Raw genomic sequence first — 14,697 nt, forward strand, 5'->3', positions numbered from 1 at the left:
AAGATGTTAAAATCTTGTCCCCAAAGCAATAAGATATGTCAATAGCTTTACCGCCATTTTTAAAGAAAGGAGCTCTTTTCGGCTTGGTTGCTCCCGCAGGAAAGTTAGATACAAAATACATCGATCTGGCTGAAAAGTTTATAGAGGCCAATGGATTCAGAAGTAAAAGAGGGGCGTATCCTGATAAGGAATATTATCAGTTTTCAGGGACGGATGATCAAAGAACCCGGGATTTGCAAACCATGATAGACGATCCTGAAGTAGATGTCATCTGGTGCTGCCGGGGTGGATACGGAGCCATCAGGATTCTTGAAAATCTGGATTTTTCAAATATGCCGGAGAACCCCAAGTGGCTTGTTGGTTTTAGCGACATAACTGTTTTTCATTCGGCACTGCAAAATATCTATAATGTAGCTTCCATCCACGGTCCAATGCCCGTAAATCTGGATCATGAAAAGAGCCAGGACCGCGAACATTTAATTGATCTGCTTCTGGGGCATGATGTGGATTACAAGACCCAACCTTCCCACCTTAACCGCAAAGGCACTGCGGGTGGACAATTAATTGGAGGTAATTTATCTTTGCTTTGTAATTTAAGTGGTTCCAAATATGATTTTGATCCTGCCGGAAAAATTCTCTTTATCGAAGAGGTAGGAGAACAATTATACCACCTCGATCGCATGATGCACAACCTCAAGCTAAGTGGAAAACTGGAGCATCTTACCGGGCTGGTAGTGGGACAGTTTACTAACATGAAGGACAATCTCACCCCATTTGGCAAGTCTGCCAATGAAATAATTTATGAAGCAGTTCAACACTATGCCTATCCGGTTATTTTTGATTTTCCCTCAGGGCACAGTTCACCTAACGAACCACTTCTTTTGGGAGCCCAGGCTCACATACAGGTCAATGATGAAGGGGGCATGATGGTTTATGTATAGTCGTTAGTGGTTAGATATAGTCATTAGTTATAGTTGATAGTAAGCTGACTAAAACTAAAATCCATTCAATACCAAAACTTTCAAAATAACCATTTTAAAATCAATTAACTAAGAAATGTAATTTCCAAAAGACTTACATTCTTATTTACAGTTATTAAAATCCACCTTAAATTATGGCTCAACACAACGAACTTGGCAAGAAAGGAGAAGATAAAGCTGCCACTTATCTTTTAGATCAGGGCTACAGGATTGCCTCACGAAATTATCGGTTTGACCGAAAGGAGATTGACATCATAGCCTGGGACGATGATCAGCTGGTCATAGTTGAAGTGCGTACCAGAGATTCAGAATACCATGAACATCCCAGGGAGAGCATTACCCCGGCTAAGATAAATGCCATCGCCTATGCTGCCGAGGCTTATATACTGGAGAATGAATTGGATTGCGAAACACGTTTTGATCTTATTTGCTGGGTTCCTCATCGCGACGATGATGAGTGGGAACTGGAGCATATTGTTGAAGCTTTTTACCCAATGGCATAAAATCAGATCTTTATACTTAAATAATAGTCCGTTACCCCGATGGTTCGGGATTGCAATGAGCTTTGGATCAATTGTTTATGGGCAATTGACTTTTTAGTTTAATGCTCGGATTATCAATTGTTTATGATTTTTCTTTCATCTAATATCTATCCCGAAGCATCGGGACTAACTATCTATTGCTTAAAGATAATGAGTTGAAATAGTGAATAAGGAAACCGATTAAGGATACACATACCAAAATAAACCAACATGAATATTGAAGAACTCCGGGAATATTGTCTGTCTCTGCCGGGCACATCAGAATGTCTCCCATTTAATGAAACTACATTGGTTTTTAAGGTGGGCAAGAAAATGTTTGCCCTTACAGACCTGGAAGAGTCACTTTTTGTCAATTTGAAATGTGACCCGGGAAAGGCGATTGAACTAAGAGAACAACATCCTGCCGTAAAGCCGGGCCATCACATGCACAAAAAACACTGGAACACGATACACATTGACGGTTCGATTACCGACAAACTAATACATGAATGGATTCGAGACTCTTACGACCTTGTAATAAAAGGAATGACCCGGAAAGAGCAGGAAGAATTGGCTAATCTTTTTTCCTGAAAATATCTTTCATCTTTTCGAGGAGTGATTTACCTTTATCTTTCTTCTTTTCTTCCTTTTTATCCTCTTCTTTTTTGTTACTCTCCCTGGCTTTTTCTTTTTTACTCCTGAACAGCCTTTCGAAGAAATTCAGGTCAGGATCCTCTTCAGAAAAATCAGGGCATTCGACATCTGAAAGAAGCTCTTCCGGCAGCGGGTAAAAAGATCTTCGCCCGATACCATAAGAAGGGCCTGATGCTTCCACTTTTTGCATAAAGCGGGCAAATATGGGCAAAGCCATATGAGCACCTTGTCCCAGTGCCGTGGACCGGAATCGGATACCGGGGCTGTCTGCCCCCACCCATGCTCCCGCGACAAGTCCTGGGGTAAAGCCTATAAACCAACCATCGGCATTGTTCTGGGTTGTCCCGGTTTTTCCGGCCAATTCTGTTTTAAGCCCGTAAACAGTGCGCAGTGTTTTTCCGGTCCCTCTTTCTACCACCCCTTTCAACATATGCACCATAAACCTGGCAGTTCTCTCCTCAAAAGCAGCCTCCCGCAATTTAGCAGGTTTGGCTTCATAAAGCACTTTCCCCTTCGCATCAACAATTTTTGTGAGACTTTTAAGCTCTATCCCATTGCCATAATTGGCAAAGGCAGTGTAAGCACTTACCATCTCATAAAGTGACAAATTAGCAGTTCCCAGTCCGATAGAAGGCACATCAGGAATATCACTTTCTATTCCGGCAACGTGAGCAAGATCAGCTACATCATGCGGACCTGTTTCAATAGTAAGTTCAGCAGTAACTGTATTTACCGAATTTATGAGAGCCCCCTGCAGGGAATAAAAACCATCATGCTCTCCATCGCTGTTTGAAGGCGACCAGTCATCGTACCTTTTATAAGTTCTTTTTTCATTGCTTATGTATTCGCAAGGCTCGTATCCCTCCTCAAGTGCTGTGGCATAAACGAAGGGTTTGAAAGTACTTCCTACCTGTCTCCTGGACAAAACGTGATCATACTGAAAAAATTTAAAATTGGTGCCACCAACCCAGGCTAAAACCTGACCATCGGAAGGATCTACCGCAAAAAACCCTGAATGCAGTTGTTTTAATGCCCAAGCCACTGAATCGGCGGGTGACATCTCAACCTTTTGTTCTTTTCCATTCTTAATGATTGACATTTGAACCGGCTGCTCAAGTTTTTTGATTATTTCAGCCTCACTGATGCCCTTCTTTTGCATCGCACGGTAACGCTTGGTTTTCTTAAGAGCTGAAACATATATTTCCGGATGCCCCTCCCAGGGTTTCCTTCCGCGCCAATGTTTATCAAACTCAGACTGAAGGTTAATCATATGAGAATGCATAGCCTCATTAGCAAAATTCTGGAGTCTGGAATCTATTGTTGTATAAAGCTTCAAACCATCTTCAAACAAACTGACAGAATCTCCATACTGCTCCTCCAAAATTCGTTCTGCCTGAAGCCTTACATGCTCCATAAAATAAGGAGCCGGACCATTGTTATGATCCAGAACCCGGTAATTAAGCCCTAACGGTTTATTCTTATAGCTCTCCCCCTGTTCTCTCGTGAGAAACTGCTGGTCCACCATTCTGTCCAGGACAATATTCCTCCGTTTCTGGCTATGATCGGGATGAAGGCGTGGATTGTAATAAGTATTTGCGGCCAGCATACCGATTAAGGTTGCAGCTTCATGCGGCTGAAGTCGGGATGAAGATTTGCTGAAAAAGCGGTTTGCTGCCACCTCTATTCCATAGATATTTTCTCCAAAAGGAACCGTATTAAGATACAGGTTAAGAATTTCCGCTTTTGTGTAAATATCCTCAAGTCTGGCAGCTGTAAACATTTCCCGTGCTTTATTTACGGGAAGAGAAAGAAACTTGTAATCCTTCCTGGGATAAAGGTTTTTAGCCAATTGTTGACTTATTGTACTTCCACCACCCTGAGCCCTGTCGCCCAGTAAAACAGAATGCACAAGAACCCGGCCCATGCTTATGTAGTCAAGTCCCTTATGCTCAAAGAAGCGACTGTCCTCTGTGGCCACCAAAGCATTAATAACATGCTCGGAAATATTGCTATTCTCGATGCTTCTGCGATTCTCAACATAAAACTTACCAATCATTTCCCCGTCGGAGGAATAAACTTCTGAAGCCGAATGATTCCTGATCTTACTCAATTGGTAAGTATCCGGTATCTTTCCAAAAAGGCCGATGTAAACCAATGAAAGAAATATTGCCAGAAACGCAACGCCGGCAATAAAAAGCTTTAACAAAGATTTGAGCAGCCAATTTCGAAAACGAACTCCCCCCGATTTTCTCGGGTTCTTAGATGTTTTTCCCGGTTTTGTCTTATGCTTCATCAAGAAATTAATTTTCTGAATACCATTGGGCCGCATTCTCAACGGCTTCCTTTATTGGCCTAAATTGAAAATTGAAAGCCTTTGAAAATTTCTGGTTGGAATAGTAAGCTTTGCTATGAGCAGCTCTGGCAGTATCACTTGTAAGAGCAGGAACCTTGCCTGCAATCGAACACAGAAGATGATTGGCACGCCAACCAATCTCTGTCATCCAATTAGTGGCTTTAAAAAAAGGAGGTCGTTTATCAAGTGATTTTGCCACCATTGAAAAGAAATCCTTAAAACTCAGATTCTCTCCATTAAGAATAAAACGCTCGTTCACCACATCGCTGTGAATTAACTTTACCACAGCTTCCGAAACATCACGAACATCAACAAATCCGGTAATCCCCGTAGTATAAAAAGGCATTCCTTTGCGCACAGAATAGAAAAGGCGACCACTGCTGCGTTTCCAGTCAATAGGTCCAATCACCAAAGAAGGATTGAGAATAATCACCGGAAGTCCCTCTTTTGATGCCCGCCAGACTTCCATCTCGGCTCTGAATTTGCTATGAGAATATGCCGACCTGTTATCATCGGGTTGCCATTCCACTTTTTCATCAACAGCTTTTCCTTCGGGATGCCTTCCCAATGAAGAAATGGAGCTTACGTAACAAAATTTTGAAACACCTTTCTCCAGACAAGCGTTAACCAAATTGGCTGTTCCCTCTGCATTTACCCTTAACATACTTTGGGCTTCACGAGGATTGAAGGATACTTTTGCAGCAGAGTGAATAACATAATTCACTCCCTCAAGGCCCTCTTCTAATGCCCCGTAATCCGAGAGATCGGCATAAATCCAGTCAACCGAGTTAAATAAATCATCAGCCTCCTTTCCTGCGTAAAAACGAAAAAGCTTCCTTACTTCTTCAACGTTGCTGTTCTCTCTTCTTGTGGCTTTAACTTTTTCACCTCGGGATACGAGGGTGTAGAGGATATGTGATCCCACTAATCCGGTTGCTCCTGTAAGTAATATCATAAATACAAAGGTAATTTTTTACCAGTGAAATCGAATAGTCTGTTTTAATTTCGGAGCCAGACTAAGAGGCACCGGACTTATTCCGGCCACTTTTTCGATAATCTGCTCTTGGTCAGCAGTATATCCTCTGTCCGGAAAATAAAATTCTACTACAATCTCTGAAACTCGCCGGGGGTCACTTGCCATTATTTTTGTGACATCCACTTCAGTGCCTTCAATATCGATGTTATTGTCCATAGCAGTAATCCCCATTATAGTCATAATACAACTGCCTAAAGAAGTGGCCAGAAGATCGGTGGGAGAAAAGGCCTCACCCTTTCCCCTGTTATCCAAAGGCGCATCGGTAATAAGTTGATTGCCCGACTGCAAATGAGTGCTTTCAACTCTCAGGTTGCCCAAATAACGGCTTTTTATTGTTACAGACATAAAGTTGTTGATTTAGCAATTGGTGTTCTACGAAAATTGTTTCTAATTTAGCGAATCTGTAAATACAAAAAGCGGGAAAACTGCTTTTCTGTGTTAAAAACGATGTAAAACCAACAATATTTCATTATGTTTTCAGGAATAGTAGAAGAAGCTGCTACTGTGGTTGCGGTTGAAAAAGACAAGGGAAATGTGGATTTGACCCTTAAGTGTTCGTTCACCAGCGAACTGAAGATTGATCAAAGTATTTCGCACAATGGTGTTTGTCTGACAGTGGTAAAAAAAGAGGGCGACAACTATACCGTTACCGCCATTGGTGAAACACTAGAAAAATCGAATTTGGGGCTTTTACAACCCGGAGATAAAGTAAATCTCGAGCGTAGCATGCCCATGAATGGAAGGCTTGACGGACATATCGTTCAAGGGCACGTGGATCAAACAGCAAGATGCACTGAAGTCAAAGAAGCCGACGGAAGCTGGTATTTTACTTTTCAGTACGACATCAATAAGGAAATGGCATCCCAGGGATACATGACTGTGGAAAAAGGCTCCGTTTGTGTGAATGGAGTAAGTCTGACAGTCGTAAACAGCCGTGATAACAAATTTTCCGTGGCGATTATTCCCTATACCTACGAATACACCAACTTCCATCAAATAAAAGAGGGCACAGTAATAAACCTTGAGTTTGATATATTAGGAAAATACATCAGTCGAATCATGCATTTCCGGCAACAATAAACCAATCGGATTTAGAAACTGTTTAAGTTTTATCCTTTGGGATGTTTCCTGGTCTTGAGCTCTTATACTTCGTCAAAATCTCCTTAAATAGCGTTGCTATTCGTGTCAATTTTGACTTGTCTAAGAACTCAATTCTTCAAAAACATCCTCCAAAAACAAAATTTAAACAGTTTCTTAGTCCCCGATCAAATATTAACATACATTATTAGCACCTCTGAACATTTTTTTCTAAATTGGATATTCTTCCCTAACAAAAAACCGGGTGCTGATAATGTATGGATATCGACGAAAACTGATAGTGCTAATGGTTGTTCTGGTCGCCGTAGCCATTCTTTTGGCAGGCTTACCGGGAATTTACTTTGCACAACACAAAGCCCAGAATGATGCAGTCACTCAAATGCGTCAACTCACTCAGCTGGCATCTGAAAGCATTGAAAATCAAATCTCCGAAACGCAAGCTACATCAAAAGCCCTTGAAGCAGCATTACGAAGTTCTTTTAATCTGCAGGAAGACTTCAAAGATCCGCAATCTTTAAACCAGTTTAAAGAAAAGTTTATCCCTCAGGTTTCTGAAATCCTTCATCTTTTAAGACCTATGAGTCTTTGGATTGTTTTTGATTCAGAAAAAGTGCCGGGAGCTCATACCATAAGCTTTGTGGATAAAAACCAAAACGGGGTTTATTCAAGAATTAAAGAGTATGATATAAATCAAAAAGACTTACAACACCCCACCATGGACTGGTGGACAAATGCCCGGGCTAAAGGGCAAACCTGGACTGACCCCTATTACTGGCAAAAATGGGAAATGGAATTGATATCCTATTCACGAGCCGTAAATATCGATTCCGTCTTTATTGGATGCCTGGGTTCAGATATAAAGTTCCCGGAGCTTGGATCTTTACTGGATTCTGTGCATACTTTTGCAACAGGTCACCTTTTTCTTTTAAATGAAAACCGCGAGATTGTCTACGCATCAAATGATTCCCCGGGCGTAACTTTAAAGGACAGGGAGGCAGTAGAGAATGTGGTTAAAACCGGGAATGAGTTTGCTTTTATGGAAGACGGCTCCAACCAATGGGCCATTTCCACTGAAAGACTATCCAATAATTGGACCGTAGCTTTTTCTGTTTCGGAAGAAGAGTTTTTTTCCGGTGTGGATAACCTGATTTATACGCTAATGATCATTTTTGCACTGGGATTTTCGGTTGCTGTAATTCTGGCCATTTCCTTTAGTAATTACATTACCAATCCGGTTCAGAAATTATTAATAAAATTCAGAAAAGCCACTAATGGGGATTTAAGCGTAAGAGCAGATATACACACCAAAGATGAAATGGAGGAGCTCGGCAATCATTTTAACAAAATGATGAATGCCCTGCAGAAAAACTTTGAGGAATTGAGCCTTACTCAACAAAAGCTTCGAAGGGAAAAAGAACGGGCACAGGAATCAGACGGATTAAAATCCTCCTTTCTTGAAAATCTCAGCCATGAAATACGTACCCCTTTAATGGCCATTGTCGGTTTTTCGGAACTTATGGCAGACCCGGCTTCATCTGCAGATGAGCGGGAAAAGTTTTTTTCTCACATTGCATACAATAGTAACCAACTGGTACGTTTTATTGAAGACACCCTGCTTTTTTCGCAACTTGAAAAAGGGCAAACCCCGGTTCGGTTAAGCAGGGTAAACATCAAACAGGTTTTATGGGAACTTAATGAGGAATTTGAAAACAGACGAAAAACCGAGAAACCGCATCTGTTTTTCAGAACCCTTTCGGACTCTTGTGAGCAAAGTCTGACAAGCGACCCCTCGTTGCTAAAAAGACTTATCAGGTACCTTTTGGACAATGCTTTTAAGTTTACCGACTCCGGCGGCATAACGCTTTTATGCCAAAAAACGAACCACCATTTTCAGATAAGTGTTTCTGACAGTGGCATTGGCATATCAAGTGATAAAACCGAATTGGTATTCAAGAAGTTTTGCAAAGCCATAGAAACCAACGACCGCGTTTACGACGGGGCAGGAATAGGACTTACCAATGCCCGCGGCTTGGCGTTGCTCCTGGAAGGAACCATTGAGTTAACCTCCACACCGGGAGAAGGCACAACCGTTACCGTTTCATTTCCTTTACACGAACACGAACCTAATGCGTATTCTTAACAAACTACTTTTTCAAAACATTCGTTATTCTGGCATTTCAGCCTTTACAAGAAATACTCTCCAAAAGAGAAAAGTAACCATCCTAATGTTTCACCAACCAAATCCGGTTTTTTTTGAAAAAGCGATCCTGGAACTGGGAAAGAGGTATAACTTTATTTCTTTTGACGATTTCCTGAATTTTCAAGGTGGAAAAACAGAAGATCTGCCAACAAAATCTATGATTATAACATTGGATGATGGATGGAAAAGTAATTTTGACTTACTGCCTGTCATAAAAAAACTCCGGACTCCGGTAGCGATATTTCTGATGAGCGGGCTCATTGATACTATGTTTTTACCCTGGTTTTCATTTGTTGATAACCGCCGTAAAAAGGAGTCCTTAAAAAAAGTATCGGACTCCGGCCGGATGGCAGAACTGAAGCATAAAGGTTTTGAAGAAACCAGGGAATTCAGTGAAAGAGTCATTCTCAACAAAGATGAGATCCGGGAGATGCAAGCCAGTGGATTGGTTACTTTTGGTTCACACACCTTGTTTCATCCAATTCTGCCTAAATGCAACGATGCCAAAGCTTCAAGAGAAATTAATCTTTCGAAAGAAAATATTGAAGCCATTACAGGTATTGAATGCAATCTGTTTTCTTTCCCTAATGGGGAGTACAGCGAACGAGACATTCGACTCTGTCAGAAAGCAGGGTACAAAGCTGCCGTAACTTTAGATGTAGGATTCAACAAATCAGGATGCGACCTTTATCGTCTGAAACGCATTTCGGTGCCAGACCAAGGGTCTATCTCTGAATTACTGGTTAAATCGTCCGGTTTATGGGCATTTGTGAAAACATTTTTAGGCAGGCAAAAACGGACAAGGAGACATTCCGGCTTATAAATAAAACACCCTCAAACCGCTTTGGCTTGAGGGTATCTCCAAAATCAACAAATCTAAAAATCAGCCCTATTCATTGCTTATAACTTCTTCAACCCTTTGGTTTCGCTTTTATCTTTAACTTCCAACAGACTTATGGCATAGCCTCCCCCCGGAGCGCAACGCTGCTTCAAGTCAGACTTACTGGTAACCAAATATTTTCTGATCTCATATGCCTTAGGATTGGTCTTATAATGAGCATTTTTCTGATCTCCGTAAATAGTCGCCACATACTTTTTACCCGGTTCCAAAAAGTCGAAACTGATTTCTGAAACGCGGACTTCCTCGTCATTGGTACGTCCAACAAACCAATTGCCGGTTCCCTTCTCTTTACGGGCATAAGTAATAAAATCACCCGGTTCAGCTTCCAGCACTTTGGTATCATCCCAATCTACCGGAACATCTTTGATAAATTGAAAAGCCTCAAGATGCTTATTGTAAGTTTCAGGCAAATCAGCAGCCATTTGCAGCGGGCTGTACATGGTAACATACAATGCCAGCTGACGGGCGATGGTGGTATTTACATGAGAATTATTATTCGGATTATACTTGCTCACATCAGGTTCAAAGATGCCAGGTGTGTAGTCCATTGGTCCGCCAATCAAGCGAGTAAATGGCAAAATAGTGGTATGATCAGGATTGCTACCGCCGAATGCTTCATACTCAGTACCACGGGCCGATTCATTTCCTATAAGGTTTGGGTAAGTTCTGGCAACCCCTGTAGGACGCACAGCTTCATGAGCATTGATCATGATTTTATAGTCTGCTGCTTTTTTGAGAGCATACAGGTAGTGGTTCACCATCCATTGTCCGTAATGGTATTCCCCACGGGGAATGATGTCACCAACATATCCACTTTTTACCGAGTTGTAATTGTTGTCAACCATGAATTGGTATGCCTCATCCATATGGCGCTCATAATTGCGAACGGAACTTGAAGTTTCGTGGTGCATCATGAGTTTTACGTCTTTGCTTTTGGCATATTCACGAAGTTCAACAACATCGAAATCAGGGTATGGCGTCAGAAAATCAAAAACATAGTCTTTGGATTTTCCAAACCAGTCTTCCCAGCCAATATTCCAGCCTTCGACCAACACCTGATCAAAGCCATGCCTGGCAGCAAAGTCGATGTACTCTTTTACATGGGCAGTATTTGCTGCATGATTATCATTAGGCTCCACAGTGGAGTAATCCGTCTCACCCAGTTTTACCGAAGGAAGATTGGTATAAGCCCAGGAACTCTTGCCGGTAATCATCTCCCACCAAACACCAATGTATTTAACAGGTTTAATCCACGAAACATCTTCATAAACACAAGGCTCATTCAGGTTAAGGGTAATATGAGATAACAAGATGTCACCTGCATTTTTACTGGCAATGACCGTTCTCCAGGGAGTGGTTCTGGGAGCCTGCATGTATACCATATTGCCTACGGCATCGGGTGTCAGGTGCGATTCAAACACCATATTTTTATCATCCAAATCCAGATGCATACATGAATATTCGATCAATGCAGCTTCGTGAAGGTTGATATACAACCCTTCATCCGTTTTCATCATCAATGCGGTTTGAACACCTGTATCAGAAAAAGGTGTTTGCGAGGCATTGGGGGTAACGGCCTGATCCATCAGTCCGCGAATTTCGGAGAGCTTGGAAGTCGTATAATCATACTCCTGGGTGTCATAATCTCCCGGGATCCAGTAAGCGGTATGATCACCAGCCATGGCAAACTGGGTTTTCTCATCAGTAATTACAAAGTAAGTAAGATTATCCTGCTGAGGAAATTCATATCGAAAACCCAATCCATCGTTAAACAAACGAAAACGCACCATCATAATGCGGCCTGTCTTTTCCTGCTCAAGAGTTACAGCCAGCTCGTTATAGTGATTGCGAATTTCTTTAACTTCTCCCCAAACCGGTTCCCAGCTCTGATCGTAAGAACTTTCATCTACTTTGGTGAGTTTAAATCCATCCAAAAGATTCTCTGCATCTTTTAGTTCAAAACCCAGGCGGCTTTCGAGAACCACCGGTTGATCATTCAGGTCTAACTTATATACGGGAACTCCGTCTTTCACCTCAAATGAAAGATGAAAACTGCCATCCGGCGACTTAAGCTCAGCAGCCTGAGCCCAAACAGCCATAAAAGAGATTACCATAGTAAAAAGAAGTTTTTTCATACTAAATACTTTAGGGATTACATAAAACTTTAATTGTGTGCTATTACAAAGATACCATACTAGGTAACACAAATATCTACTGCATAGCCAGATGAAGCAATCCCCAAACATCAAAGAATCTTTACAAACACCTGACTTCCAACAAGTAAAAAACACCATCAACTACTTAAAAAATGTAAAAAAGCACGATAATATTTTTTCACCGGAGCTCCGCAAAGGTTTTCGGAAAAGTTAACTATTCTTCCAGGGCTTCTGAACAGAGACAACAAGTACAAAAAGTAATAACAACAACTGAACTGTACCCCAAATGGCATTCATTTCCAGATTATGCTGAAAAGTATCATTGGAGAAGGCAGCTTTTCCCAGTTCATCTGCAATTTTCACATTTTCATTAACCCAGGGTCCAAGAAAAAAGGTTCCAAACAGAATCTGAGCTACCGTTAAGATCCACTTTACGATCATCCAGCGAAACTTAAAAAATCCGAACCTTGTCCATACCCCATAAATGATACCGATCAAAAGATTCCCCATGGCACCGGGGATAATTATAAAATCATCGATGATTTGAATGATTCGTGATTTCATATACAACCCGTCTCCGGTTTCCGGATGAACTGAAAAAAGAACGATTGTTAAAGCAATGGCACCCCCTATCCACATCACCACAAATAAAAGGTGAACCATTTTCAGAATGTTGAGCCCTTGTTTTTTTAATTTCTGCATAAGAATTATTTTTATGCCTCCGCAAGAAAACTCCATTCTTCTCCTATTTGGCAAGCCTCGAAGATGAAGCGTTCTTAAAACAGACTTGAGATTTCTTGTTTGCACTATATTTCAGGGAGCACCAAAAAACGCCTATATCATTAGCTATTAAAACATTACCCCCTCAACAAACACTTAAGTGCAAGGTTTTTTCACAATAAACTCGAATTTCTTTGCACTTGATTATATGAAAATGGCTAATCAAAAGAACCAAATTTAATTCACCACCACAATCTCGAAGTATCTCAATAATACTTCGATTGGGCGGCTTGTAAATTCTGCCCTTTTGACTTTTTCAGCAGCTCCTGTCTTAATTCCCCAAAATTTATTTTTCCGATGATGATGGAAGACATATACACTGCGTCGACAAATTCTAAGATCGCCCCTGCCACTCTTCATAAAACTGATCAAGGTAAGTAATCATAAACTGATGCCGCCTTTTAGCTATTGATTTTCCTGTTTGGGTATTCATGAGATCTTTTAACAAAAGCAATTTTTCATAGAAATGATTGATCGTGGGAGCTGTGCTATTCTTATAATGCTCTTTAGTCATACCAACTTTGGCGGGAATTTCGGGATTGTAAATTTCCCGGTTTTTGTAGCCACCGAAATTGAATGTACGAGAAATGCCAATAGCCCCCATTGCATCAAGGCGGTCGGCATCCTGAATTATATCCAGTTCAATGGACTTAAAGCTATTGTTATTTCTTTTTCTGAAAGACACGTGGAGAATGATGTTGCGAACATGGTCAATAATATGGGATTTTACTCCCAGATTCATCAAAAATTCACATGCTACCTGAGGCCCCAATTCTTCGTTACCATCATGGAATTTGGCATCTGCAATATCGTGAAGCAAGGCACCTATCTCTACCACAAACCGATCGCAGGGTTCTTTTTCAGCAATGGTTTTGCACAAATTCCAAACACGGTAAATATGCCACCAGTCGTGACCACCTTCAGCTCCCTGAAGAGTTTCTCTAACAAATGCAACTGTAGAATCAATAATATTTTGTTGAGATTGTGTCATAATCAATAGATCGTTAGAGTTTTAGACACCTGTCAGGTTAGATGCAAGACAAATACTAAAACACTGATAACCTGTAAATTAACCTAAACCAACATGCACTTGCAAACAGTTGAACAAGCATGTTGTGAAATTTCAACGGAGTATTGATAATAATATTGACTGAAAAAAGTGGTTTACTCCGAATTTCAATGCCCAATGATACAACTTATTTGGATCATTCCCCAAATGATATTCATCCAATGGAATATAAATATAAACTTACACAGGGAGCGCTGAAAAACGCTTATATTATTATCTATCGAAACCTTAATACACCTCAACAAACACTTAAGTGCAAGGTTATTTCACAATAAACTCGAATTTCTTTGCACTTGATTATATGAAATTGGCTAATCAAAAGAACAAATGACAATATCAGCCCTGGCCAACGGTGGAGCTTTTTAAAAAGTTTTCCTTTAGCCATTGGAAGAATATAGTTGATAGTTATAGGGCGCAGTGAATAATGTTGCCCTTTTCAAAGCCCCCTGCCCCAGCAAATAGAAGGTATGAGTTCAGTGCAGGCTTAAAATCAGTGCCCCATCACACTGTTTAGCACAGCTTTACCGTCCCGGATTTTGGCAGCTAAAGACTGGATTGTCGAATTCTTCACAATCCTCTCATAACCACCCCTGACTTCCAGATATTGATCATGAAGGGGACAAGGATTATCATCGCTGCAACTCTTCATCCCGAAACCGCACCGGTGAAAAATCCCTTCTCCTTCCACACACTGAATGATTTGGAAAAGTGTTACATCCTCATCTTCCCCGGAAAAGAAAAAACCCCCACCCCTGCCTTTGGCAGAGTGGAGCAACTTGCTTTTGGTAAGCGCTTGCAAAATTTTGGCTGTAAAGGCCACCGGAGCTTCGATGTGTTCAGCCACATCACCTACTCCGGGCCTTTTATTTTCCCAGTTTTGCAACTGCACCGAAACCATTGCTCTTATGGCGTATTCCGAACTCTTTGAAAGCATGTAACTAATGTGTTG

General features: G+C 41.1%; 13 protein-coding genes. 6 read left to right on the forward strand and 7 right to left on the reverse strand.

Annotation, left to right across the window (positions count from 1 at the left end; translation table 11 throughout):
- Positions 1-35 precede the first annotated feature (35 nt).
- The 3 genes from DDZ16_RS04840 to DDZ16_RS04850 all read left to right on the forward strand — a co-directional run bounded on the left by DDZ16_RS04840 (position 36) and on the right by DDZ16_RS04850 (position 2,092).
- Positions 36-941 (forward strand): S66 peptidase family protein, encoded by a 906-nt coding sequence (locus DDZ16_RS04840; RefSeq protein ID WP_109263314.1) that lies wholly within the window; start codon positions 36-38, stop codon positions 939-941.
- A gap of 173 nt (positions 942-1,114) precedes the next feature.
- Complete coding sequence (locus DDZ16_RS04845; RefSeq protein ID WP_109263315.1) at positions 1,115-1,483, forward strand: YraN family protein; 369 nt, start codon at positions 1,115-1,117, stop codon at positions 1,481-1,483.
- 249 nt (positions 1,484-1,732) lie between these two features.
- Entirely contained in the window at positions 1,733-2,092 is a 360-nt protein-coding gene (locus tag DDZ16_RS04850) for an MmcQ/YjbR family DNA-binding protein (protein ID WP_109263316.1), read from the forward strand.
- On the opposite strand, the gene DDZ16_RS04855 is transcribed toward DDZ16_RS04850, so the two are convergent.
- From DDZ16_RS04855 to DDZ16_RS04865, 3 genes are read right to left on the reverse strand one after another with little or no spacing between them, the layout of a single operon-like run.
- Entirely contained in the window at positions 2,076-4,448 is a 2,373-nt protein-coding gene (locus DDZ16_RS04855) for a penicillin-binding protein 1A (protein WP_109263574.1), read from the reverse strand. The two genes, DDZ16_RS04850 and DDZ16_RS04855, sit on opposite strands and share 17 nt — an antisense overlap.
- A gap of 7 nt (positions 4,449-4,455) precedes the next feature.
- The gene (locus DDZ16_RS04860) at positions 4,456-5,463 is read right to left on the reverse strand and encodes an NAD-dependent epimerase/dehydratase family protein (RefSeq protein WP_109263317.1); all 1,008 of its coding nucleotides are present in this window, start codon (positions 5,461-5,463) and stop codon (positions 4,456-4,458) included.
- 18 nt (positions 5,464-5,481) lie between these two features.
- Positions 5,482-5,889, reverse strand: a complete 408-nt coding sequence (locus DDZ16_RS04865) for an OsmC family protein (protein ID WP_109263318.1) — start codon at positions 5,887-5,889, stop codon at positions 5,482-5,484.
- A 126-nt stretch (positions 5,890-6,015) separates the two neighbouring features.
- Between DDZ16_RS04865 and DDZ16_RS04870 the strand changes: the two genes are divergently transcribed.
- The 3 genes from DDZ16_RS04870 to DDZ16_RS04880 all read left to right on the forward strand — a co-directional run bounded on the left by DDZ16_RS04870 (position 6,016) and on the right by DDZ16_RS04880 (position 9,665).
- Positions 6,016-6,624 carry a riboflavin synthase gene (locus DDZ16_RS04870; RefSeq protein ID WP_109263319.1) on the forward strand — a complete coding sequence of 203 codons (609 nt, stop codon included), beginning with the start codon at positions 6,016-6,018 and terminating at the stop codon, positions 6,622-6,624.
- Positions 6,625-6,895: 271 nt separating this feature from the next.
- On the forward strand, positions 6,896-8,782 hold the full coding sequence (locus DDZ16_RS04875; RefSeq protein ID WP_109263320.1) for an ATP-binding protein: 1,887 nt from the start codon (positions 6,896-6,898) through the stop codon (positions 8,780-8,782).
- Positions 8,769-9,665 (forward strand): polysaccharide deacetylase family protein, encoded by an 897-nt coding sequence (locus tag DDZ16_RS04880; RefSeq protein WP_109263321.1) that lies wholly within the window; start codon positions 8,769-8,771, stop codon positions 9,663-9,665. Before DDZ16_RS04875 ends, DDZ16_RS04880 begins: the two co-directional genes overlap by 14 nt.
- A gap of 77 nt (positions 9,666-9,742) precedes the next feature.
- Here DDZ16_RS04880 and DDZ16_RS04885 read toward each other — a convergent pair whose 3' ends face one another.
- From DDZ16_RS04885 to DDZ16_RS04900, 4 genes are all read right to left on the reverse strand, one after another.
- A complete protein-coding gene (locus DDZ16_RS04885; RefSeq protein WP_232526554.1) occupies positions 9,743-11,878 on the reverse strand; it encodes a glycoside hydrolase family 97 protein in 2,136 nt (711 codons plus the stop codon).
- Between the two features lie 231 nt (positions 11,879-12,109).
- Positions 12,110-12,601, reverse strand: coding sequence for a hypothetical protein (locus DDZ16_RS04890; RefSeq protein ID WP_232526555.1), 492 nt, complete (start codon positions 12,599-12,601; stop codon positions 12,110-12,112).
- Positions 12,602-13,013: 412 nt separating this feature from the next.
- Positions 13,014-13,670, reverse strand: coding sequence for an HD domain-containing protein (locus tag DDZ16_RS04895; RefSeq protein WP_109263323.1), 657 nt, complete (start codon positions 13,668-13,670; stop codon positions 13,014-13,016).
- A 568-nt stretch (positions 13,671-14,238) separates the two neighbouring features.
- Complete coding sequence (locus tag DDZ16_RS04900) at positions 14,239-14,682, reverse strand: RrF2 family transcriptional regulator (RefSeq protein WP_109263324.1); 444 nt, start codon at positions 14,680-14,682, stop codon at positions 14,239-14,241.
- Between the last annotated feature and the right edge of the window lie 15 nt (positions 14,683-14,697).

This window comes from Marinilabilia rubra, from assembly GCF_003121985.1.
In the GTDB taxonomy this organism is placed as follows: Bacteria; Bacteroidota; Bacteroidia; order Bacteroidales; family Marinilabiliaceae; genus Marinilabilia; species Marinilabilia rubra.

Excerpts from the sequence above, each read along its gene's own strand:
- DDZ16_RS04840 (WP_109263314.1), top strand. The coding sequence starts at position 36 with ATGTCAATAGCTTTACCGCCATTTTTAAAGAAAGGAGCTCTTTTCGGC.
- DDZ16_RS04845 (WP_109263315.1), top strand. The coding sequence starts at position 1,115 with ATGGCTCAACACAACGAACTTGGCAAGAAAGGAGAAGATAAAGCTGCC.
- DDZ16_RS04850 (WP_109263316.1), top strand. The coding sequence starts at position 1,733 with ATGAATATTGAAGAACTCCGGGAATATTGTCTGTCTCTGCCGGGCACA.
- DDZ16_RS04855 (WP_109263574.1), bottom strand. The coding sequence starts at position 4,448 with ATGAAGCATAAGACAAAACCGGGAAAAACATCTAAGAACCCGAGAAAA.
- DDZ16_RS04860 (WP_109263317.1), bottom strand. The coding sequence starts at position 5,463 with ATGATATTACTTACAGGAGCAACCGGATTAGTGGGATCACATATCCTC.
- DDZ16_RS04865 (WP_109263318.1), bottom strand. The coding sequence starts at position 5,889 with ATGTCTGTAACAATAAAAAGCCGTTATTTGGGCAACCTGAGAGTTGAA.
- DDZ16_RS04870 (WP_109263319.1), top strand. The coding sequence starts at position 6,016 with ATGTTTTCAGGAATAGTAGAAGAAGCTGCTACTGTGGTTGCGGTTGAA.
- DDZ16_RS04875 (WP_109263320.1), top strand. The coding sequence starts at position 6,896 with ATGTATGGATATCGACGAAAACTGATAGTGCTAATGGTTGTTCTGGTC.
- DDZ16_RS04880 (WP_109263321.1), top strand. The coding sequence starts at position 8,769 with ATGCGTATTCTTAACAAACTACTTTTTCAAAACATTCGTTATTCTGGC.
- DDZ16_RS04885 (WP_232526554.1), bottom strand. The coding sequence starts at position 11,878 with ATGAAAAAACTTCTTTTTACTATGGTAATCTCTTTTATGGCTGTTTGG.
- DDZ16_RS04890 (WP_232526555.1), bottom strand. The coding sequence starts at position 12,601 with ATGCAGAAATTAAAAAAACAAGGGCTCAACATTCTGAAAATGGTTCAC.
- DDZ16_RS04895 (WP_109263323.1), bottom strand. The coding sequence starts at position 13,670 with ATGACACAATCTCAACAAAATATTATTGATTCTACAGTTGCATTTGTT.
- DDZ16_RS04900 (WP_109263324.1), bottom strand. The coding sequence starts at position 14,682 with ATGCTTTCAAAGAGTTCGGAATACGCCATAAGAGCAATGGTTTCGGTG.